Origin of the sequence: Streptomyces sp. NPDC127097 (assembly GCF_042724075.1) — a bacterium.
GTDB lineage: Bacteria > Actinomycetota > Actinomycetes > Streptomycetales > Streptomycetaceae > Streptomyces.
Genome location: NZ_JBHXFI010000068.1, coordinates 1 through 20,601, shown reverse-complemented (window position 1 = coordinate 20,601; position 20,601 = coordinate 1). Strand labels below are relative to the sequence as shown.

Annotated in this window: 19 protein-coding genes and 7 tRNA genes; 9 read left to right on the top strand and 17 right to left on the bottom strand. The window is 74.0% G+C overall.

The window, feature by feature from the left end; all coding sequences use genetic code 11:
* Positions 1 to 59 precede the first annotated feature (59 nt).
* From ACFWJW_RS33150 to ACFWJW_RS33135, 4 genes are all read right to left on the bottom strand, one after another.
* Positions 60 to 131 (bottom strand) — tRNA-Val (locus ACFWJW_RS33150).
* A 117-nt stretch (positions 132 to 248) separates the two neighbouring features.
* Positions 249 to 710: an SRPBCC family protein gene (locus tag ACFWJW_RS33145; RefSeq protein ID WP_387248093.1), complete on the bottom strand. Its 462-nt coding sequence runs from the start codon at positions 708 to 710 to the stop codon at positions 249 to 251.
* Between the two features lie 86 nt (positions 711 to 796).
* Positions 797 to 868: transfer RNA gene (locus ACFWJW_RS33140), tRNA-Val, on the bottom strand.
* Between the two features lie 54 nt (positions 869 to 922).
* Positions 923 to 1,366 (bottom strand): TIGR02611 family protein, encoded by a 444-nt coding sequence (locus tag ACFWJW_RS33135; protein WP_387248091.1) that lies wholly within the window; start codon positions 1,364 to 1,366, stop codon positions 923 to 925.
* Between the two features lie 189 nt (positions 1,367 to 1,555).
* Here ACFWJW_RS33135 and ACFWJW_RS33130 point away from each other — a divergent pair, with 189 nt between their 5' ends.
* Entirely contained in the window at positions 1,556 to 1,969 is a 414-nt protein-coding gene (locus ACFWJW_RS33130) for an SsgA family sporulation/cell division regulator (RefSeq protein WP_003959770.1), read from the top strand.
* A gap of 225 nt (positions 1,970 to 2,194) precedes the next feature.
* Positions 2,195 to 2,761 (top strand): CGNR zinc finger domain-containing protein, encoded by a 567-nt coding sequence (locus ACFWJW_RS33125; protein ID WP_387248089.1) that lies wholly within the window; start codon positions 2,195 to 2,197, stop codon positions 2,759 to 2,761.
* Positions 2,762 to 2,782: 21 nt separating this feature from the next.
* On the opposite strand, the gene ACFWJW_RS33120 is transcribed toward ACFWJW_RS33125, so the two are convergent.
* Positions 2,783 to 2,938, bottom strand: coding sequence for a hypothetical protein (locus ACFWJW_RS33120; RefSeq protein ID WP_387248087.1), 156 nt, complete (start codon positions 2,936 to 2,938; stop codon positions 2,783 to 2,785).
* A gap of 68 nt (positions 2,939 to 3,006) precedes the next feature.
* The gene (locus ACFWJW_RS33115; RefSeq protein WP_387248085.1) at positions 3,007 to 3,465 is read right to left on the bottom strand and encodes a hypothetical protein; all 459 of its coding nucleotides are present in this window, start codon (positions 3,463 to 3,465) and stop codon (positions 3,007 to 3,009) included.
* A gap of 196 nt (positions 3,466 to 3,661) precedes the next feature.
* Between ACFWJW_RS33115 and ACFWJW_RS33110 the strand changes: the two genes are divergently transcribed.
* On the top strand, positions 3,662 to 4,192 hold the full coding sequence (locus ACFWJW_RS33110; RefSeq protein ID WP_387248083.1) for a DsbA family protein: 531 nt from the start codon (positions 3,662 to 3,664) through the stop codon (positions 4,190 to 4,192).
* Between the two features lie 32 nt (positions 4,193 to 4,224).
* Here ACFWJW_RS33110 and ACFWJW_RS33105 read toward each other — a convergent pair whose 3' ends face one another.
* Genes ACFWJW_RS33105 through ACFWJW_RS33095 form a run of 3 tightly spaced genes read right to left on the bottom strand, consistent with a single transcriptional unit; the run spans position 4,225 to position 6,979 of the window.
* The gene (locus ACFWJW_RS33105; protein WP_387248081.1) at positions 4,225 to 5,055 is read right to left on the bottom strand and encodes a GNAT family N-acetyltransferase; all 831 of its coding nucleotides are present in this window, start codon (positions 5,053 to 5,055) and stop codon (positions 4,225 to 4,227) included.
* A 35-nt stretch (positions 5,056 to 5,090) separates the two neighbouring features.
* Complete coding sequence (locus ACFWJW_RS33100; RefSeq protein ID WP_387248080.1) at positions 5,091 to 5,915, bottom strand: aminotransferase class IV; 825 nt, start codon at positions 5,913 to 5,915, stop codon at positions 5,091 to 5,093.
* On the bottom strand, positions 5,912 to 6,979 hold the full coding sequence (locus ACFWJW_RS33095; RefSeq protein WP_387248078.1) for a chorismate-binding protein: 1,068 nt from the start codon (positions 6,977 to 6,979) through the stop codon (positions 5,912 to 5,914). The genes ACFWJW_RS33100 and ACFWJW_RS33095 overlap by 4 nt, the downstream gene beginning before the upstream one ends.
* 177 nt (positions 6,980 to 7,156) lie before the next feature.
* On the opposite strand from ACFWJW_RS33095, the gene ACFWJW_RS33090 reads away from it, so the two are divergent.
* From ACFWJW_RS33090 to ACFWJW_RS33070, 5 genes are all read left to right on the top strand, one after another.
* A tRNA-Gly gene (locus tag ACFWJW_RS33090) sits at positions 7,157 to 7,229 on the top strand.
* 35 nt (positions 7,230 to 7,264) lie between these two features.
* Positions 7,265 to 7,338: transfer RNA gene (locus ACFWJW_RS33085), tRNA-Cys, on the top strand.
* 1 nt (position 7,339) lies between these two features.
* A tRNA-Val gene (locus ACFWJW_RS33080) sits at positions 7,340 to 7,411 on the top strand.
* A 30-nt stretch (positions 7,412 to 7,441) separates the two neighbouring features.
* A tRNA-Val gene (locus ACFWJW_RS33075) sits at positions 7,442 to 7,513 on the top strand.
* A 35-nt stretch (positions 7,514 to 7,548) separates the two neighbouring features.
* Positions 7,549 to 7,620 (top strand) — tRNA-Val (locus ACFWJW_RS33070).
* A gap of 49 nt (positions 7,621 to 7,669) precedes the next feature.
* On the opposite strand, the gene ACFWJW_RS33065 is transcribed toward ACFWJW_RS33070, so the two are convergent.
* The 3 genes from ACFWJW_RS33065 to ACFWJW_RS33055 all read right to left on the bottom strand — a co-directional run bounded on the left by ACFWJW_RS33065 (position 7,670) and on the right by ACFWJW_RS33055 (position 9,505).
* Positions 7,670 to 7,957, bottom strand: coding sequence for a zf-TFIIB domain-containing protein (locus tag ACFWJW_RS33065; RefSeq protein WP_387248076.1), 288 nt, complete (start codon positions 7,955 to 7,957; stop codon positions 7,670 to 7,672).
* A 72-nt stretch (positions 7,958 to 8,029) separates the two neighbouring features.
* On the bottom strand, positions 8,030 to 9,052 hold the full coding sequence (locus ACFWJW_RS33060) for a phosphotransferase family protein (RefSeq protein ID WP_387248074.1): 1,023 nt from the start codon (positions 9,050 to 9,052) through the stop codon (positions 8,030 to 8,032).
* Positions 9,053 to 9,295: 243 nt separating this feature from the next.
* Entirely contained in the window at positions 9,296 to 9,505 is a 210-nt protein-coding gene (locus ACFWJW_RS33055; protein ID WP_387248072.1) for a hypothetical protein, read from the bottom strand.
* 612 nt (positions 9,506 to 10,117) lie between these two features.
* On the opposite strand from ACFWJW_RS33055, the gene ACFWJW_RS33050 reads away from it, so the two are divergent.
* Positions 10,118 to 11,461: a serine/threonine-protein kinase gene (locus tag ACFWJW_RS33050; RefSeq protein ID WP_387248070.1), complete on the top strand. Its 1,344-nt coding sequence runs from the start codon at positions 10,118 to 10,120 to the stop codon at positions 11,459 to 11,461.
* A gap of 190 nt (positions 11,462 to 11,651) precedes the next feature.
* Here the strand turns inward: ACFWJW_RS33050 and ACFWJW_RS33045 are convergent, their stop codons facing one another.
* The 5 genes from ACFWJW_RS33045 to ACFWJW_RS33025 all read right to left on the bottom strand — a co-directional run bounded on the left by ACFWJW_RS33045 (position 11,652) and on the right by ACFWJW_RS33025 (position 20,350).
* Positions 11,652 to 12,467 carry a TrmH family RNA methyltransferase gene (locus ACFWJW_RS33045; RefSeq protein WP_387248068.1) on the bottom strand — a complete coding sequence of 272 codons (816 nt, stop codon included), beginning with the start codon at positions 12,465 to 12,467 and terminating at the stop codon, positions 11,652 to 11,654.
* A gap of 53 nt (positions 12,468 to 12,520) precedes the next feature.
* A complete protein-coding gene (gene cobA, locus ACFWJW_RS33040) occupies positions 12,521 to 13,753 on the bottom strand; it encodes a uroporphyrinogen-III C-methyltransferase (protein ID WP_387248066.1) in 1,233 nt (410 codons plus the stop codon).
* A gap of 160 nt (positions 13,754 to 13,913) precedes the next feature.
* Positions 13,914 to 18,092, bottom strand: coding sequence for a nicotinate-nucleotide--dimethylbenzimidazole phosphoribosyltransferase (gene cobT, locus ACFWJW_RS33035; protein WP_387248064.1), 4,179 nt, complete (start codon positions 18,090 to 18,092; stop codon positions 13,914 to 13,916).
* 236 nt (positions 18,093 to 18,328) lie between these two features.
* A complete protein-coding gene (gene cbiE, locus ACFWJW_RS33030; protein ID WP_387248062.1) occupies positions 18,329 to 19,549 on the bottom strand; it encodes a precorrin-6y C5,15-methyltransferase (decarboxylating) subunit CbiE in 1,221 nt (406 codons plus the stop codon).
* A 165-nt stretch (positions 19,550 to 19,714) separates the two neighbouring features.
* Positions 19,715 to 20,350 carry a GNAT family N-acetyltransferase gene (locus ACFWJW_RS33025; RefSeq protein WP_387248060.1) on the bottom strand — a complete coding sequence of 212 codons (636 nt, stop codon included), beginning with the start codon at positions 20,348 to 20,350 and terminating at the stop codon, positions 19,715 to 19,717.
* Positions 20,351 to 20,601 lie beyond the last annotated feature (251 nt).

Here is a 20,601-nt window from a genome sequence, read left to right as displayed (position 1 = left end):
GGACCACTTCCAACAAAAAGAACCGGGCCGCTTTTTGGCGGCCCGGTTCTTGATCCCGGTGGGCGATACTGGGTTCGAACCAGTGACCTCTTCGGTGTGAACGAAGCGCTCTCCCACTGAGCTAATCGCCCGGGTGTCGGCGAGGTTTCCCTCGCGAACGAGCAGAACAATACAGGCCGCCCGGGGCTTCCATCAAATTCCTGTTCCCCGGCGGTCCCGGGCCGCCGCGGCCGGGCGGCCGGCGCACCTCATCCGCGGGCCAGCCAGGCCGCCAGCCCGCGCCGCCCGGCCCGCATCATCAGCGCGTGATTGGCGAGGAAGAGCGGCCGCCCCGGCAGCGCGAACCGCCGCAGCAGCGGCTTGCGGACCTCGACGTCCTGCTCGAAGACGGCACGGGTGCCACCGGCCCCGGGCACCACCGTCCAGCGCGCCCAGCCCGCCAGATCCCCGCGCATCGTCATCTCCAGCACCCCCGCGCCCGGGTCCCGTACGCGCTCGCTCGCCACCACCGTCAGGTCGTACGGCAGCAGGGAGCGGAACCGGGCGGTGCCGGTGCGGTCGTCGAGCGGGGTCACCTCGCGGACCTGCGGCCACCACTGCGGATACGCCTCGGCGCGTTCGAGGACGGCGTAGACGACGGTCGGCGAGGCGTTGAGCAGCCATACGCTGCGGAAGCGGTAGCGGTGCAGTCGGCGGGACCAGTCGGGCATGATCCCAGTGTGCGCCCCCTGGCGAGGCGCCCGCCCAACAACTGCGAGGGCCCGGAGACTTGATGTCTCCGGGCCCTCGTCCGGGGTGGGCGATACTGGGTTCGAACCAGTGACCTCTTCGGTGTGAACGAAGCGCTCTCCCACTGAGCTAATCGCCCGGGCGCACCGCCAACATTACCGCACGTCGGCGGGCACTTCTGACCACGCCTCGGTCACTCGGAGACGTTCCACGGCATCGCCAGGCCGAACTTCCAGACGTAGACGGCGAGCGCCGCCGCGATGATCACCACGCCGATGGTGGTCAGGATGATGTTGCGCCGCCGCACCTTGGGGTCGAGCGCCCGCTGGGCCGCTTCGGTGACCTTGCGCTTGGTCCAGCGCAGCACCAGCTGCGCCCAGACGAACTCCGTCGCCCAGATCGCCATACCGCCGAAGATCACCAGCCAGCCGGGCCCCGGCAGCGGCAGCATGATCACGCCGGCCACCACGACCGCGAGACCGACGACGAAGACTCCGACCTGCCAGCTGACATGCAGCGGCCGGGAGCGCTTGATGAAGTGCGGCGCCCGTGAACCGAGCGGCTTCTCGGCCGGCTCCTCGGCCGGAGCGGCGTCCCCCTCCACCGTTCCCAGCCCCCCGTTACTCTGCGTATTCATGCTCCCCAACTTACCGGACGCGACCCTCGGCCGGAATTACCGCCGGGGACGATCTCGCAATCCGCCGGAAGAGGTACCTGAAGCCACACAAAACCGTCAGAGGGGTTTACAACGGCACCGTAGGTGGCATGTCGATTTCGCCGACGTGCGAATCCCCGAGCGCACACTGAGCGAAAGGCCCTGGCGCTTATGAACACCACGGTCAGCTGCGAGCTGCACCTGCGCCTCGTTGTGTCGAGCGAGTCCTCACTGCCTGTACCCGCGGGCCTGCGGTATGACACGGCCGATCCCTATGCCGTGCATGCCACCTTCCATACCGGAGCCGAGGAGACCGTCGAGTGGGTTTTCGCCCGCGACCTCCTCGCCGAGGGCCTGCACCGGCCCACGGGCACCGGAGACGTCCGCGTATGGCCGTCCCGGAGCCACGGTCAGGGTGTTGTCTGCATCGCCCTGAGCTCCCCGGAAGGCGAAGCCCTGCTCGAGGCGCCCGCGCGGGCTCTCGAGTCGTTCCTCAAAAGGACCGATGCCGCCGTACCGCCCGGTACGGAGCACCGGCATTTCGATCTCGACACCGAGCTCTCCCACATCCTCGCGGAGAGCTGAGACGCGGACCGGTTACCGAAAGCACCCACCCGCTCACACTTGCGCCCGTCCGACTCGGGGAGACGGCGCAGGACCGACAAGTTCACACGGCACACTTCGGCGTCGTCGCCGCGGACCCACCGCGGAGTCGGCGCTGAAGCTTGTTCGAAGCGCTAGAGTCGGCGACCATTCGGCAACCCACGGGGGCGGTACTCGTCCGGCCCCACCCTGCCAGGGAGCGGAACCGTGATCATCACCCATGACACCCGGTGCGCGCTGGACGCGGTCGTCGATCTGCTGAACACCGCTCCGGAGGGCGAGGGCCCCGGAGCGCCGGACAGCCTGACCGATCTCGCGGCCCTCGAGGACTTCGTCCGGCGCAACGCCGTCAGCGGCGTGGGCGCGCTGGGTGCGGGCGACCTGGCCACCGTACGGTCCGTCCGCGCGCGCTTCGCCCGGGTCTTCGCGGCCGCCGACGACCGCACCGCGGCCGAACAGCTGAACGCGCTGGTCGCCTCGGCGGGCACCACGCCGCAGCTGACCGATCACGACGGCTACGACTGGCATGTCCACTACTTCGCGCCGGGCGCGTCGGTCGCCGATCATCTGGCCGCGGACGGCGGCATGGCACTGGCCTTCCTCGTCGTCGCCGGGGAGCGCGAGCGGCTGCGGCACTGCGAGGCACCGGACTGCCGGCATGCCTTCGTCGATCTCTCCCGGAACCGCTCCCGGCGCTACTGCGACAGCCGTACCTGCGGAAACCGGCTGCATGTCGCGGCCTACCGGGCACGGCGGCGGGAGGCCGCGGGCTGAGCGGCGGCGCGGCGGCCGGCCTCACAGGAGGAAGAGGTCGTGGACCGCGCCGAGAAGGAGCAGAAAGCCGATCACGGCGAGGAAGAGCATCAGCGGGGGCTGGGACAGCGCGAACAGACAACCGCGGCGTTGGCGGGACGGGGCGTCGTCTTGGGCGAGGGCGCACTCATCGTTCATCTCGCGCGCATCATGACGCAGATGATCGTCCGAGAGCGCCCGATGGACGCCTCAGCAGCGGTAGTTCATCAGATCCCGTGCTTTTTCAGGATCGCTTCGATGTCCGAGAAGTCATCCTTGGGGGCGCCGCCCTTGGCGGGTGCGGCCTTCCCCTTGGCGGCCGGCTGCGCCGCGCGGCCCGCACCGAGCGAGGGGGCGGAGGCGGCCGGGGCCACCGCGTCGGACCGGCCGGACGCCGCGGCCCGGCGCTCCTTACGGCTGCCGACCCCGCCCCGGCGGCGCTCGACCGCCCTGGTGGTCATGAACAGCACGACCGAGAGGGCGAGCACGCCGAAGCCGGCCCAGACCGTGGGCTTGAAGACGATCCCGGCGAGCCAGTCGATGACGCCCGTCATCACCAGGCCGATGGGGATCAGGGAATAGGCGGCGATGCGGGTCGCGGCCAGGAACCGCTTGCGGTATGCCGTGATCGCGGCGATGCCCAGGCCCGCCGCCGACACCGCGGCACAGACGGTCGAGGTCAGCATCCGGTCCTCCTGCCGATGGATGGGTGAGCAGGCAGTCTGCTCCCTTCCATCCTGCCTTGTCCCGGCCCGCAGGGGCCATGTTCCGGCACGGCCTCAGGGACATCTCGGGGTCGGGCTCCTCCCCAGGTCCCGGTTCGGCCACCGGACCGGGGTACCTCGCGGGGCCGGCCGTGGGAAGACTGGAAGACTGGCTCTCATGAACGACGCCACGACCCCGTCCCCCGCCCGTCCCGTCCGCCCCGTGCTGGACGTGTGGTGCGAACTCCAGTGCCCGGACTGCCATAGCGCCCTGGAGGACCTGCGGGCGCTGCGGGAGCGCTACGGCGACCGGCTGGACATCCGGCTGCGCCACTTCCCCCTGCCGAAGCACCCGCACGCCTATGTCGCCGCGCAGGCCGCCGAGGAGGCCATCGAGCAGGGCCAGGGCTGGCCGTACATCGAGGCGGTGCTGGCGCGGACCGAGGAGCTCGGCAAGCGCGGGGACAAGCTGCTGCTGAAGGTCGCCGGCGAGCTGGGGCTGGACACCGAGGAGCTGGACACCGCGCTGATCGACGGGCGGCATCTGCTGATCGTCGACGCGGACCAGGCCGAGGGCAAGGCCATCGGGGTGACCGGGACCCCGACCTATGTGATCGGCGGCGAGCGGCTGGACGGCGGCAAGAGCCAGGAGGGGCTGCGCGCCCGTATCGAGGAGATCGCCGACCGGCTGCTGGCCGGACAGGACTGAGCCCGGGCCTCACCGGCCGTTCGCGGGCCCGCTCACAGGATCGGCTTCCACAGCTGATAGCCGGTGGGCCGGTACCCCAGCGAGGTGTAGAGACCGAGCGCCGGGGCGTTGCCCGCGTAGACGTTCAGGCCGAGGCTGGTGCGGCCCGCGGTGAGGCTCTCCCGCTCGGCGATCCCCATCAGGGTGCGGCCGTGCCCCTGCCCGCGGTGTCCGGGGGCGACCCGCACATCGACGACGTAGCCGCCGGGCTGGTCCGGCATCCGCAGCGCGACCCAGATGCTGCCGACGTCCGCGCCGCCGTGGGCCAGGACGCGCAGCGCCTGGTGGGGAGTCTCCGCCCCCTCCGGGAGCAGGGCGCGATGGCCGGCGGCCGCGGCCTCCTCGGCGCGCTCTCGGGCCATCCCCTGGCCGACCTGGGTGCGGATGTGCTCGGCGAGCGCGGCGGCCCGCCAGGCCGGGTACTCCGCCTCGCTCAGCGCGCGGTCGCTGCTGCCCTCGGGCAGCGGGGGCGCGGCGGTGAGGGGCTTGCTCATCATGCGGCTGCGCTCGGTGTAGCCCAGCGCCGCCGCGAGCCGCCCGGCGGCCTCGGCGTCGGCCGGGACGGTCAGCTCGATCTGCCGGCAACGCCAGCCGCGCAGCACCTCTTCCGCGGCGAGCGCGGCGACCGTGGCGCGGCCCCGGTGGCGGTCCGGCTCGTCGATGGCCAGCTCCGCGATCCGGCCGGCCGTCGGGCCGAACCGGGCGTCCGTCGTCAGCCGTATCCCGCCGACCCGGCGGCTGTTGACGCAGATGTCGTACGCACGGGCCCGGTGCCCGTCGTCGTGCCGTTCTTCCGGTCCCGCGGGGCGCAGCGTTGTGGTCACCAGGACTTTCTACTCGCCCATGAGCGGGCGCGTCATCACCGCGGATCGAAGTCGGCGGCCGACTGCTCGTCGAAGATCCGCATGGCTTCCGCGGTCACCGGGCCCGGGCCGTCGGCGAGTTGACGGTCGTCGATCCGGGTCACGGCCTGGACGTCGCGCAGCGTGGAGGTCAGGAAGATCTCCTCGGCCCGCTCCAGGACGTCCAGCGGCAGATCGGTCTCCTTGGCGCCGGCCCAGCCGACGGTCAGGGCGCGGGTGATGCCCGCCAGGCAGCCCGAGTGCAGCGGCGGGGTGTGCAGTTCGCCGTCCAGGACGACGAAGACATTGGCGCCGGTGCCTTCGCAGAGCGCGCCGACGGTGTTGGCGAACAGCGCCTCGGACGCGCCCCGTTCCCGCGCGCGGGCCAGGGCGACGACGTTCTCGCCGTACGACGTGGTCTTCAGGCCGGCGAGCGCGCCGCGTTCGTTGCGGGTCCACGGGACGGTGACGGCGGCGGTGGTGTCGGGGCGGCGCCGGGTCTCGGACAGCGCGATGACCAGGGTGGGACCGGCGTCGCCGCGGTCCGAGCCGAGCGGGGAGACACCGCCGGTGTAGGTGAGCCGCAGCCGGCCGAGGGCCATCGGGTTGGCCGCCATGACGGCCGCACAACCGCGCCGTACCTCGTCGAGATCGGGATCGGGCAGCCCGAGCCCGCGGGCGGAGGTGGTCAGACGCTCCAGGTGACGGGTGAGGGCGAAGGCGCGGCCGCGCTCGGCCTTGATGGTCTCGAAGACTCCGTCGCCGACCGTCAGCCCGTGGTCGAAGACCGAGACCCGGGCGCTCTCGGCGTCCTGTAGTGCCCCGTCGAGCCAGATCTTCATCGCTGTCCTCCACTCACCTCATGCAGGCCCGACGCTACCGCCAGCAGCCTGCGCGCCTTCAACTCGGTCTCGGCCCACTCCCGCTCCGGATCGGAGTCCCAGATGATCCCCGCGCCGGCGCCGAAACGCAGCACCGGGCCGCCGGGCGGGGTGCGGTCGACCCAGAACGTCCGTATGCCCACCGCGAGCTCGCCGGTGCGGCGGTCCGCGTCGACCCAGCCGATGCCTCCGCAGTACGGGCCGCGGGGGGCGGTCTCCAGCTCGTCGATGATCCGCAGCGCGCTGGACTTGGGGGCGCCGGTCACCGACCCGGGCGGAAAGGTGGCACCCAGCAGATCCGCCCAGGCGGTCTTCTCGTTCGCCGCGTCCAGCTCACCGCGCACCGTGGAGACGAGATGGACCAGGCCGGGGTGTTCCTCGACGGCGCACAGCGCCGGGACGGTGACGGTTCCGGTGGCGCAGACCCGGCCGAGATCGTTGCGGACCAGGTCCACGATCATCACGTTCTCCGCCCGGTCCTTCGCCGAGAGATCCGCCGCGGTCCGGCCGGTGCCCTTGATCGGGCCGGAGGTGACGATGCGGTCGTCGCGCCGCAGATACAGCTCCGGGGAGGCACTGGCGATCTCGACGCCGTGGCCGGGCAGCCGGATCGTGCCCGCGTGCGGCGCCGGATTACCGCGGGCCAGCACCGCGGACAGCGCGTCGACATCGGCCCGGCCGGGGTCGGGCAGCGGCGCGGTCAGCACCCGGCAGAGATTCACTTGATAGACGTCACCGGCCGCGATGTGTTCACGGACGCGCCGCACACCGCCGGTATAGGCGTCCCGGTCCAGCGAGCTGGTCCAGTCCTCGGGCGCGGGGCCCCGCCAGGCGTCGGCGGCGGGCCGGTCCGCCGCGGTGGCCGGCCGGACGTCGCCGAAGCGGGCACAGACCACTGCGCCCTCGAAGTCGGCGGCGACCGCCCACCAGCCCGTGGAGTCCAGGGCCGCGGGATCGCTGGTCACATCCCGCAGGTCAGTGGCTATCAGGCCGCCGAAGCGTGCCATCGGAGCGAAGTCGTGCACGTCAGCGAGTCTATGGCGGCGGCCCGCGGGCCGCCTGCGCCGAGCGAGCACCGGCGCACGCTGCACAAACGCGTTTTTGTACTGGCCCCGGAATCCGCTAGAGTTCAACACGTCGCCGGGACGCGCAAGCGCCCCGGAGGCCGAGTAGCTCCCGGACGTAGTCTGGGAGAGACACCTGCGGACGTAGCTCAGTTGGTAGAGCACCACCTTGCCAAGGTGGATGTCGCGAGTTCGAGTCTCGTCGTCCGCTCGATGTGGGGGATCTTCCCGAACCCCCTCACTCCTGGTGGAGTGGCCGAGAGGCGAGGCAACGGCCTGCAAAGCCGTCTACACGGGTTCAAATCCCGTCTCCACCTCCAAGGACGATTAGCTCAGCGGGAGAGCGCTTCCCTGACACGGAAGAGGTCACTGGTTCAATCCCAGTATCGTCCACTGGATCCCCGGAAACGGGGTGTCCGTCCCGCGCGATTAGCTCAGCGGGAGAGCGCTTCCCTGACACGGAAGAGGTCACTGGTTCAATCCCAGTATCGCGCACGCAGCTACGGATCTTTTGGGATCCGTGGTCCCGCGGACGATTAGCTCAGCGGGAGAGCGCTTCCCTGACACGGAAGAGGTCACTGGTTCAATCCCAGTATCGTCCACGCCTGATCCCGAGGGCCGGAGCATTGCGCTCCGGCCCTCGGTCGTGTTTCAGGAGGAGAAGAGCATATGGCCGAAGCCGCGGTGATGGCCGTGGTGTCCATGGTGGCCGTGATGACCGTGGTGGCCGTGCTGCGGGGCGCCCCAGGCGGGGGCGGCCGGGTAAGCCTGCGGGGCAGGTGGCGGCGGGGCCTGCTGGGCCCACTGTGATTCGAGCCGGGTCAGCGCCTCCAGCTCCCCGTAGTCCAGGAATATCCCCCGGCAGCCGGCGCACTGCTCGATCTGCACGCCATTGCGCTGGTATGTCTGCATCGGTGCATGGCACTTGGGGCATTGCATCGTCGCTCATCTCCTGTCGTCCACCACCGCTCACGGCGGCACCGCCGGAACGGCCTCCCGGCAGCGGGGCGTTCAGCCTACGCCGGGGCCGGCGGACGCCAACTGCTGCGGCGGAGACGTCATCCGGGCACAAGCCTCGACGCACGCGGTCTCGGCCTCGTCCAGGGAACGGCCGGCGGTGGCGGCCTTGGCGACGGCCAGCGCGGCGGTCTGCACGGTGAGGGTGCGGGCCGGAATCTCCAGGTCGGGCCAGGGATCACCGTCCGGCCCCACGGCCGGGCCGCCGGCCGCGCGGTAGGCGGCCAGAAAGCGCGTCCAGAGGTCCGGGGCCAGCAGGCCGGTGGCGAACCAGGCGGCGGGGCGGGCCAGGTCCCAGGCGCCGTCGCCCCGGCCGAGGTCGTCGATGTCGATAAGGAGCCAGGGGCCGTCGTCGGCGGGGTGGCGGACGAGCTGGCCCAGGTGCAGATCGCCGTGACAGAGGGTGCCGGCCCGCGGCGGTGGGGCCTCGCCCCGGGCCCACGGGGGCAGCGTGGCCCAGGCCCGCTCGACGGCGGCGGCAGCCGCGGGCAGTGCCCCGGCGGCGGTCCGGGGTGCCGGGCGCCCGGACGGCGGGCCGCCGGCGGGAACCGGTGCGGTCCGCAGCCGGGCCAGGGCGCGGGCGGCCTTGGCGGGGCCGCGCATCGGCGGCACGGGTCCGGGAAGTTGGCGCAGGTCGACGCGGTGCAGCCGGGCCAGCAGACGGGCGGCGTCCCCCCAGGGGGCGGCGTCGGGGTCGTCGGGCGACACCGGGCTGCCGTAGGGCCAGCGGGTGAGCGCACGCCCCTCTTCGGTCAGGGTGAGATAGCCGTCGGGGGCGGTGACCGGGAGCGGGGGCAGCAGGATGCCGTGCAGGAGGGGGTGCGCGGCGATGCGCAGCCGGGCGGCGAGCGCGCGGGGGTCGCCGTCGGGGGCGTGCGCCTTGGCGACCGTACGGCCGCTGCGGACGACCGTGCCGTCGGGGCGGTCGGCGAGCACCTCGGAGGAGAGGGCCGGGGCGCCGTCCCGGGTCGCCGGCGCGCACAGGGCGGACAGACGGTCGAGCAGTGAGGTGGTCATCGTTCCCCCGGGTCCGGCGCGGGCCGGTGCGCGGTGCGTGGTGGTGCGGGCCATGGGCGGCCCGGTCCGGGATCGTACGCGCGGCGCGGGCGGAACGGGACGGCCGCGGTCCGGAACGCTCGAAGGCCGGGCATCTCCCCAGATGCCCGGCCGTCGTGCCGTCCGCCGCACCCCCCGTCCCCACGGGGTTTCGGCCGGAGGTCCCCCGTCCCGGGCCGCTCTCCCGGGACCGGGGCGCTACGTTCAGCGCCCCAGCATTCCGACCACGGACGACGCCTGTGTCAGCACGGCTTCCCAGCCGCCGAAGACCACGGCGAGAACGATCGCCAGCGGCAGCACCATGGCCACCGCGACGAGGGGATGGCGGGTACCGGCGGGCTGCCGGCCCGCGAGCGCCGCGGGGACTCTGCGCCCCTGCGCCCGAAGGACCCTCCGTCCGGAGGTCTGCGCCATCGTCCCGCTCCCGTCGTGTTCTGGGGCGGCGGGCGTCTGACCTCGGGGGACGAGTGCACCACCCGCCGCTTGAAAACCACCCTAGGCACGCGGGCGGCCGCGGGCGTCATGCCGTCGTACCGAATGGGCGGCCTCCAGGAGGATGACCTCACCGCGTCCCGTGTACTCCTCTGGGTGGAGAGACACGTCCAGGACCTGGGGGGCATCCCCCAAGGGGGACCGTCGGACGGACCGTCCCGGGCACTCCTGAGGGTGACCTCGCTCACTCCGGCCCCTCCCCCGCGCACGGCGGTCCCGCCCCCGCACCGCACCCGGCCCGCCGCCCCTTCCCGCGCCCCGGCCGTATCCCCCGCATCCGTCACCAACCGGGCCCGATCCCGCTACGTCCCGTCAATCCCCCTTCCCCAGCGGATCATTGGGATCGCACCCGGGATACCGGGCCGCCCGCCGGGAAGGAGCGCTCAGGCGCGTCGGGGACCGCATGTGGCGCCGGTCAATCCACCGGCCGACGCATGCGCGGCCTCTCAGCACAGCGAGCCGTCAATCCGTAAGCTGTGCCACGTCAGACGGTTGGCAGCGGAGGGGGCTCCCCACCGCAGGTAGGGGACGGACATGGCGATGATGCGGCTCCGACGCGAGGACCCGCGTGTCGTCGGGACGTTCCGGCTGCACCGCCGGCTCGGCGCGGGCGGGATGGGTGTGGTCTACCTCGGCTCGGACAAGCGCGGGCAGCGGGTGGCGCTCAAGGTGATCCGGCCGGACCTGGCGGAGGATCAGGAATTCCGCTCGCGGTTCGCCCGTGAGGTCTCCGCCGCCCGGCGGATCCGCGGTGGCTGTACCGCGCGGCTGGTCGCGGCCGATCTCGACGCGGACCGCCCGTGGTTCGCCACGCAGTACGTCCCGGGGCCCTCGCTGCACGACAAGGTCAACGAGGAGGGGCCGCTGTCCCCGGCGGAGGTCGCCGCCATCGGGGCCGCGCTGTCCGAGGGGCTGCTGGCCGTCCATGACGCGGGCGTGGTGCACCGTGATCTGAAGCCGTCCAACATTCTGCTGTCGCCCAAGGGCCCGCGGATCATCGACTTCGGCATCGCCTGGGCGACCGGCGCCAGCACCCTGACCCATGTCGGTACGGCCGTCGGCTCACCGGGCTTCCTGGCGCCGGAGCAGGTGCGCGGGGCCGCGGTGACCCCGGCGACGGACATCTTCGCGCTGGGCGCCACCCTCGCGTACGCCTGCACCGCGGACTCCCCCTTCGGGCAGGGGAGTTCGGAGGTCATGCTCTACCGCGTGGTCCACGAGGAGGCACAGCTCGCCGGGGTGCCGGACGCCCTGGCGCCGCTGCTCGCCTCGTGCCTGGCCAAGGACCCGGCGGACCGCCCCAGCACGCTGTCGCTGTCGCTGCGGCTCAAGGAGATCGCGGCCCGTGAGGCGCACGGGCTGTCGGGCGGGCCGCTGGAGAACGGGTCCGGTGCCGGGGCCGGTTGGGAGCGCCGGACCTCGGAGCGGCCGACCGGGCAGCGGGCCGAGGAGTACGCGCGCCAGCGCACCGAGCGCCGGACGGCGGGCAGCTCCTCGCCGCGGCCGCACCCCTCCCGTCCCCCGGTCCCGCGGGACGCGGCGGCCCGGCCGGCCGGTCCGGCCTCGGCCGCGGGGAAGAATCCGCGGACCGGCGGGCGGAACGGGCGACGGGTCCCGGCCGCGCGGCCCACGGGGCGAAACGGTTCACGTACCCCGGTGCGTACGACCTCGGGCGGGCGCCGGCCGGGCCCCGACCGCCGGCTGCTGCGGCAGCGCGTCATCGTGTTCGTGGTGGTGACGCTGCTGGTGGCGCTCGGTATCGCGGCCGCCCAGGGGTGTCAGGGGCCGGCCCGCGGACTCGGGGCGGAACGGCCGGCGTCGGCGTCCGCCGGCGTGGGGGTGGCGGGGCCTTACGGGGTGGGGGAACAGAGCCCCTAGGGGATGCGGGCCCCCCTTGCGGGCCTCAACCGGGTGAGGGGGAGGGGATATTCCCGGCGGGCGTTAAGCCGGGGGAAATTCCTGACGGGTGCCAGGCCGGTCGGCGGGTGGCCAAGCCAGGTCGGCGGGCGCCAAGCCGGTTCGGCAGGCGCTGAGCCGGTCGGCAGGCGCCAAGCCAGGTCGGCGGGTGCTAAGCCGGTCGGCCGGTGGCCACCGCGTAGAAGGCCACCGCGGCGGCCGCGCCGACGTTGAGGGAGTCCACGCCGTGTGCCATCGGGATGCGGACCCATTCGTCGGCCGCCCGCAAGGCGCCGGTGCTCAGGCCGTCGCCCTCGGCGCCCAGCATCAGCGCGGCGCGCTCCAGGGTGTGCGGGGCGGCCTCGTCGATGGCGGTGGCCTTCTCGGCCGGGGTGAGGGCGAGCAGCTTGAAACCCGCTTCCCGTACGGCGGCCAGGTCCCGGGGCCAGCTCTCCAGGCGGGCGTACGGCACGGAGAACACCGCGCCCATGGAGACCTTCACCGAGCGGCGGTAGAGCGGATCGGCGCAGTCCGGGGAGAGCAGCACCGCGTCCATGCCCAGGGCCGCCGCGCTGCGGAAGATCGCGCCGATGTTGGTGTGGTCGTTGACCGCCTCCATGACCACGATGCGGCGGGTCCCGGCGAGGAGTTCGGTGGCCGCGGGCAGTGGCTTGCGCTGCATGGAGGCCAGTGCGCCGCGGTGCACGTGATAGCCCGTCACCCGCTCGGCGAGGGCCGGGGTGACCGCGTAGACCGGGGCCGGGACCTCGTCGATGACATCGCGCATGACGTCGACCCACTTGGCCGAGAGCAGCATGGAGCGCATCGCGTAACCGGCGTGCCGGGCCCGCCGGATGACCTTCTCGCCCTCGGCGATGAAGAGCCCCTCCGCGGGCTCGCGCCGGCGCCGCAGCTCGACGTCGGTCAGGCCGGTGTAGTCGGCCAGCCGCGGGTCGTCCGGGTCGTCGACGGTGATGATTTCTGCCACGGGGAGATAGTGCCTTGTCGGTGTCGGGGTGCCAATGCCGCGTCGGGGCTCGGTTACCTGGGGGTAGGGGCGACGGCGACGACCTCGCCGATGACGATGACCGCCGGGGGGCGGACGCCCTCGGCCCGTACGGTCTCGCCGAGGGTCGCGAGGGTGGCGTCGACGCGGCGCTGAGCCGCGGTGGTCCCCTCCTGGATGACGGCGGCGGGGGTGTCGGCGGCGCGGCCGTGCTCGATCAGCTTGGCGGCGATGGCGCCGCTGTTCTCCACGCCCATCAGGACGACGAGGGTGCCGCGCAGCTTGGCGAGCGACGGCCAGTCCACCAGCGAGCGCTCGTCGTCGGGGGCGACATGGCCGCTGACGACGGTGAACTCGTGGGCGACGCCGCGGTGGGTGACCGGGATACCGGCGGCGCCGGGCACCGAGATGGTGCTGGAGATGCCCGGGACGACCGTGCAGGGGATGCCGGCCTCGGCGAGCGCCTGGGCCTCCTCCATGCCGCGGCCGAAGACGAACGGGTCGCCGCCCTTGAGCCGGACCACCGCCTTGCCGGCCTTGGCGTGCTCGATCAGCGCGTTGTTGATGGCCTCCTGGGCCATGAAGCGGCCGTAGGGGATCTTCGCGGCGTCGATGACCTCGACATGCGGCGGGAGTTCGGCGAGCAGGTCGCGGGGGCCGAGACGGTCGGCGATGACCACGTCGGCCTCGGCGAGCAGCCGGCGGCCGCGGACGGTGATCAGGTCCGGGTCGCCGGGGCCGCCGCCGACCAGGGAGACACCCGGGGTGTGCGGGCGGCGGTGGTGCGGGGCGGCGAGGCTGCCGTCCCGGAGGCCCTCGACGATCGCGTCGCGTACGGCGGCGGAGCGGCGCGGGTCGCGGCCGGTGAGCACGGCGACGGTGACGCCCTCGCTGCGGCCGGTGGCCGGGGTCCAGGCGGTGGCCGCCTCGGCGTCGTCGGAGCGTACGCACCACACCCGGCGGTCCTCGGCCTCCTGGGACGCGGCGGCGTTGGCCTCCGGGTCGTCGGTGGAGATCAGTGCGTACCAGGCGCCGTCGAGGTCGCCGTCCTGGTAGCGGCGGCGCTCCCAGCGGACCTCGCCGGCATCGGCCATCGCCTCGACGGACGGGGTGGCGGACGGGGAGATCAGCAGGACATCGGCGCCGGCGGCGACGAGGGACGGGAGCCGGCGCTGGGCGACCTGGCCGGCGCCCAGGACAACCACCCGGCGGCCGGACAGCCGCAGTCCGACGGGGTAGGCAGCGTGTTCGGCGACGTGCTCAGCCATGGCGGTACGGCTCCTTGTGCGGATGGTGCGGGTTCGGCGACCGGCTCAGCCGCTGCGGCTCTGGAGCGGCTGGTGAGGGGACGGCCCGGGGCGGCGGTACGGCCCCGGCCCACAGCCTATGGGGCTGCGGGCCGGGGGTCATGCGGAGGTCAGGGCCTGATCAGGTCTTCTCGGTCACTCCGGCGGAGTCGAAGGTGGCGACCTCGTGCATGGCGCGGGCGGCGCTCTGCACCACGGGGAGGGCGAGCAGGGCGCCGGTGCCCTCGCCGAGACGCAGGTCGAGGTCGACCAGCGGGCGCAGGCCCAGCTTGTTCAGGGCCGCGACATGGCCGGGCTCGGCGCTGCGGTGGCCGGCGATGCAGGCGGCCAGCGCCTCGGGGGCGATGGCGCGGGCCACCAGGGCGGCGGCGCCGGCGCTCACCCCGTCGAGGATCACCGGGGTGCGCAGCGAGGCGCCGCCGAGGATCAGGCCGACGAGGGCGGCGTGCTCCAGGCCGCCGATCGCGGCGAGGACGCCGATGGGGTCGGCCGGGTCGGGCTGGTGAAGTTCCAGGGCGCGGCGGACCACATCGACCTTGCGGGCGTGGGTCTCGTCGTTGATGCCGGTGCCGCGGCCGGTGACCTCGACCGGGTCGACGCCGGTGTAGACGGCGATCAGCGCGGCGGAGGTGGTGGTGTTGGCGATGCCCATCTCGCCCGTGAGCAGGGCCTTGTTGCCGGCCGCGACGAGGTCACGGGCGGTGTCGATGCCGACCTCGATGGCCTTGAGCACGTCCTCCTGGGTCATCGCCGGGCCCGCCGTGAAGTCGGCGGTGCCGGCGCGGACCTTGCGCGGCAGCAGGCCGGGGGTGGCGGGAAGATCGCCCGCCACGCCGACGTCCACGACGCAGACCTCGGCGCCGACCTGGTTGGCGAAGGCGTTGCAGACCGCGCCGCCGCCCAGGAAGTTGGCGACCATTTGGCCGGTGACCTCCTGGGGCCAGGGGGTCACGCCCTGGGCGTGCACACCGTGGTCACCGGCGAAGATCGCGACGGCGGCCGGCTCCGGGATGGGCGGCGGGCACTTGCGGGACAGTCCGGACAGCTGCGCGGAGATGATCTCCAGCATGCCCAGTGCCCCGGCGGGCTTGGTCATCCGCTTCTGCCGCTCCCATGCCTCGCCGAGGGCCTTGGCATCGAGCGGGCGGATGCCCTGAAGGGTCTCCTGGAGGAGGTCGTGCGGGCTCTCGCCGGGCAGCGCGCGGCGGCCGTAGGTCTCCTCGTGGACGACCCACGACAGCGGGCGGCGCTTGGACCAGCCGGCCTGGAGCAGCTCGGGGTCCTCCGGGAACTCGTCGACGTAGCCGATGCACAGGTAGGCGACGACTTCGAGGTGCTCGGGCAGGCCCAGTTCGCGGACCATCTCCCGCTCGTCGAAGAAGCTGACCCAGCCGACGCCCAGGCCCTCGGCGCGGGCGGCGAGCCAGAGGTTCTCGACCGCGAGCGCGGAGGAGTACGGGGCCATCTGCGGCTGGGTGTGGCGGCCGAGGGTGTGCCGGCCGCCGCGGGTGGAGTCGGCGGTGACGACGATGTTCACCGGCGTTTCGAGGATCGCCTCGATCTTCAGCTCGCGGAACTGCTTGGCGCGCGCCTTGGGCAGCGACTTGGCGTACGCCTCGCGCTGCGCCATCGCGAGCTGGTGCATCTTCTCGCGGGTCTCGGCCGAGCGGATGACCACGAAGTCCCAGGGCTGGGAGTGGCCGACGCTGGGGGCGGTGTGGGCCGCCTCCAGGACGCGCAGCAGGACGTCGTGGGGGATCGGGTCGCTGCGGAAGCCGTTGCGGATGTCGCGGCGTTCGCGGATCACGCGGTGGACGGCGGCGCGCTCGGAGTCGTCGTACCCGGCGGCCGGGGACAGCAGGCCGTCGGCGACGTCGGGCGTACCGGCGGGGTTCTGCTGGTCCGCCGCCTGCGGCTGGTCGCCGTCTTCACCCTCGCCCTCGTCCTGGCCCTCGCCGAGCTGGACGAGTGCGGCGGCGTCCTGCTGCTGGGGCGCGTCGTCGGCGTCGGCGGTGGGCTCGGCGTCGGGGGCCGCGGTCCGCGGGGCCGGGGCGTCCACGGGGGTGTGCTCGCCGGACGCCTGGGCCGGGATGTGGACGGTGACGGGCCGGGCTTCGGCGAGCGGCTCGGCGGGGGCGCCGGGCGCGGGCTCGGCTGACTCGGCAGCGGCGGGCGCGGCCTCCTCAGCGGCCTCGCCGGGGGTCGCCTCGGCCACGGGGGCGTGCGGCTCGGCGGGGCTGTCGGCGTCGGCCGGGGCGGCCGCTGCGGGCTGCTGCTCGGCGGGGGCGGCCGCGGCCTCCGGGGCGGGCTCCTCGGCGGTCGGCTGCCCCGCGGCGTCCACGGGGGCGCCGGGCTGCGGCTGTCCGGCGGCCGGCTGCTGCGCCTCGGACGGCTCTATGACGGCCTGCTCCTGGGGCACACCGTCGTCGGTGGCGGGCACGACGGCGGGGCCCTGGGGAGCGGTGTCGGACAGCGGGGCGACGGGCTCGGCGGCCGGGGCGCTGTCGGTGGCGTCGTCGGCGTCGGCCGGGGTGACCTGGTCCGGGGCGGCCTCGGCGGGGGCGGCGGCCGCGGGCTCCGGCCGGGGCTCGGCCGGGGCGGCGGGGTCCTGCTGGGCCTCGGCGGCGACGGGCTCGGCGGGGGCCTCGGACTGCTCGGCGGTCTGCTCGTTCTGGGGTGCCTGGGGTGCCTGGGGGGCCTCGGCCGCCGGCTGTTCCACTGCGGGCGCCGTGGCCTGGCCGGGCGCGTCGGACGGGGCCGGGGCGGGCGCGTCGGCGGGCTGCGCCGGGGCCTGCGCCTCGGGCTGGGGCTGGGGCTCGGGCTGGGGCTCGGCGAGCGCGTCCTGGTCGGCGGGCTGGGGAGCCTCGGCGGCAACGGCCTCTGGCTGCTGGGCGTCCGGAGCGGGAGCCTGGCCGGGAGCGCCCGCCAGGGCGACATCCGGCACGGAGGCGTCCTGGCCCGGGGCGTCCGGCGCGGCGGCATCCTGCGCAGGAACGTCCACAGCGGCGTCACTTTGCACGGAGGCGTCCGGCACGGAGGCGTCCGGCGCGGCGACGTCCGGCGAGGGGACATCCGCCACGGCGCCGTCCGCAGCGGGAACATCCGCCATGACGGCCTCCGGCGCGGCGCCCTCCACTACAGCGCCCTCCGGCAGGGCCGTTCCCTCCTGACCGGGCGCTGCCGCATCCGGCACCGCGTCCGCAGCGCCGTCCTGCGGCGGCAGCGGCACCTCGGCCGGCGCTTCCGGCCCGGCCTCGGCGGCGGTCCCGGCGACGGGAGCGCCGTCCCCGGCCTGCACCCCGCCCTCGGCCGGCAGCGGCTGCTCGACGGGCGGCGCCGCGTCCTGCGGGGCGGGCCGTACGGCCTCGGCGGGGGCGACGGGTGCCTCGGGGGCGACCGTTTCTGCAAGCGGGGCCGCGGGGGCCTGGGCGGCGGCGTCGTTCCACTGCGGCACCTGCGACGGGATCTCGCCGAGCTGCGGGCCGGGCAACGGGCCCTGGCCGGCGGCGCCGTAGGTCTGCTCGGCGCTCAACTGCCCGCCGTAGGACTGCTCACCGTACGAGGGCACGGCGAAGCCCTGCTCGGCCGCCGCCACCTCCTCGGGGGGCTGCTCGGCGTACGGCAGGTCGGCGGCGGGCAGCGTGCCGGCCGCCGGGCCGGGCACGTCGGGCGTGGCCGGGGCCGGGGCGTCGAAGTATTCGGGGCCGCCCGTGGGCGGTCCGGCGGGCCGTGCGGGCGCCTCGGCCGGTCCGCGGTCGGCGAGCGAACGGACCACGCCGCCGGTCGGGTCGGGGACCGGCGGGCCCATGTGCAGCGGGCGGCGCGGGGGCGTGGCGGGGGCGGCGGCGCGGGCCCGGTCCGGCTGCGGGGCCGCGGGCTGGGGGATGCGGACGGCGCTGAGGTCGACGGAACCGGAGTCCCGGCCGCCGCTCTCGTGGTCGCCGGTCGGGGCGGGCATCGGCTCGTAGCCGGTGGCCCCCTGGGCGGCCGCGTCGAACGGCGCGCCCTGCTGGGGCTGCTGGTCCGCGCCGTGGTGGGTCTCCTGCGGCTGCGGGAGCGGCTGGTGCGCGGGCTGCTCGCTCCAGGCGCCCTGGGCGCCCGGCATCAGCAGATCGTCGTCCGCGACCGCGCCGTCAGCCTGGCCGAGGTAGGGGTATTCGCCCGGAGCGGGCACCATGCCCGGCAGCTCCGTCGGTCCGGCGTCGGCAGGGGAGGGAGCGGCCGCCGGCTGCGGCTGCCCGGGATGTCCGCCTGCGTTCTCCGGCTGTCCCTCGCCCGGGACCTGGCCGGTGTCGGTCATGCGTACCCCTCGCCCATTGGTAGTGCTCCTTCCAACCGCTCGTGCGACGCGCTCGACCGGGGCGCGCCGACGCCCCGATAGCTAGAACGAGCGAGCACGCCTCGCGGCACGTCCGCTCTCCAGAGCTTCATATTCGGCCAAAACCACAGAATTTTCCGGATATTGGCGTACGAAGCCGAATGCGGAACGGCGGCGCAACGATCCGCCAGCCTACCTCGCGCGGGTTGCCGTGCTGGTCACGGGTGAGGAACGCGATACCCGCTGAGAAGAAACACCACGGACCGCTCGCGTTCGACCCAGACGGAAGTGTCCAGGTCCACGGACTGGAGCAGTGCGCACTCGACTTCGTAGCCGCCGTCGGCCAGCGCCCGGCCGAGCGCTTCGGCCTCGTCGCGGGTGGCCGCGTGGGTGACGATCCGTTCGGGACGGCGGGCCGCGCAGGCGGTGAGCACGTCCGCTCCCCCGCCGCCGACCCGGATCACGTCGGGCTCGGGCAGGTCCTCCAGGATCTGCGGGGCCCGGCCGTGCACGACCTGGAGTTGGACGCCGTGCCGGCGGGCGAGGGCGGCGGTGCGTCCGCAGGCGTCCGGGTCGGCGTCGACCGCGATGACGGCGGCGCCGAAGCGCGCGGTCTCCACCGCGGCGGCGCCGCTGCCCGCGCCGATGTCCCAGACCAGGTCGCCCACCTGCGGCCCGAGACGGGCGAGTTGTGCGGTGCGCAGCTGGACGGACTCGCCCTCGCCCAGGGCGCCGCCGTACGCGCTCGCCGGAAGTCCCCAGCCGCGCGGGCCCGTCGGGTGGCCGACCTCGTGACCGGCGATCCAGCCGGTGCCCTGCGCCGCGGCACCGGCGGGCGAACCGCCGACGACAATGACGACATTGGGGTCACGCCAGACATGATCGGCGGCCTTGTCGGATGTGAGGACGGTCACCTGCTCCCGTTCGGTGCCCAGTTCCTCACAGATGACGAAGGTGCGGTGGACGCCGCCGAGCAGCAGGGCGAGTTCGGCGGGGCCGGCGCCGGGCGAGGTGAGCACCGCGACCTTGGTGTGCGCGCGGCAGACGTTCACCGCGCGGCGCAGATCGCGGCTGTGGGCGACCACGACCTGGGCGTCGTCCCAGGGCATGCCGGCCTGGGCGAAGGCGGCCGCGACGGAGGAGACGGCCGGGACCACTTCCACTTCCAGACCGTGCTCGGGGGCCCGGAGGGTGCGGACGACACCGAAGAAGCCGGGGTCGCCGTCGGCGAGCACCACGGCGGTGCCGCGGTGCTGGGCGATTCGGCGGGCGGCCAGGGTCACGCTGCCGAGCCGGATCCGTTCGGCGTTCGGCGGCACTTCGGGGAGGGCGAGATGGTGGGCGGCGCCGGCCACCAGCGTGGCGGCGCCGAGCGCGGAGCGGGCCGCAGCGGTCAGTGGAGAGCCGTCCCATCCGATCACCGTGACCCGGTCGGCCATGCTCGTCAGTCTCCTGGGGATGCTGTGGTTACGCGGGCGGGGCGGCAGGCAGGGCGGCCGCGGGCCGGTGGTGGTGCCGCTGTGGTGCGCAGGTCCGCGCTGCTCGCGCAGGTGCGCGGCAGGCCGAGACTACCCCCTGCGGTACGGACCTGAGTGCGGGCGTGGTCAGTTCCACTCGGGGTAACTGAATCCGTTCGCGTCCGCCAGGCGGCCGGGGACCCCTTCGAGGTCCTCGGGCAGCAGGCTCCACACGATCAGATCGGTCCGGATGTCCGTCCAGCCGCCGTCCTCGGTGCGGCTGCGGGCTATGAAGGCATTGCGCAGCACGCCCTCACTGATGCAGCCGATCTTCTGGGCGACCTGCTGGGAGGCGGTGTTGTCGGCGGCGGTGCGCAGCTCGATGCGTTCGAACTTCTGGTCGTGGAAGAGCCAGTGGGCGACGGCGAGCGAGGCTTCGGAGGCGTACCCCTCACCGCGGGCCCAGGAGGCGACGACGTAGCTGATCTCGCTGGAACGGATCCGCCAGTCGGTGTTGCGCAGTTGGACCACGCCGACCAGGCGCTGGGTGAGGAACTCGGTGACCGCGAAATCGATCCCGTGGCCCGCCGTCCGCTCGGCGTGGGCGCTCTCGGTGGTCCAGCGGCGCGCGGCGTCCTCGGTGTACGGCTGGGGTATCGCGGTCCAGGCGGCGACCAGCTCGTCGTTCATCATCGCGGCGAGGGACGGCACATCGGCCTCCTCGAAGGGGCGCAGCACCAACCGGTCCGTGCTGATCGAGGTGTCCGGAAAGGTGGATGTCATGCCGCTGCTCCCGCGCCGTTGACTGTGGTGTCCGGACCGTCGCGGGCTGTGAGACCGCGAGGTCACGGGCCGTCTTGACCGTCTTGAATGCACCAGCATGCAGCATCGGCGCACGGGTGTGCACGTGCGTGGGCCCCGGGCGCGCGCCGGGCGCGTCCGGGGCCTGCGGGCCGCCCGTGCGGACGGACACCTTCCGGTGACCTGCGCACGGGCGACCGCGTGTCTACACCCGCCCACCCCCCGAAGGGGGG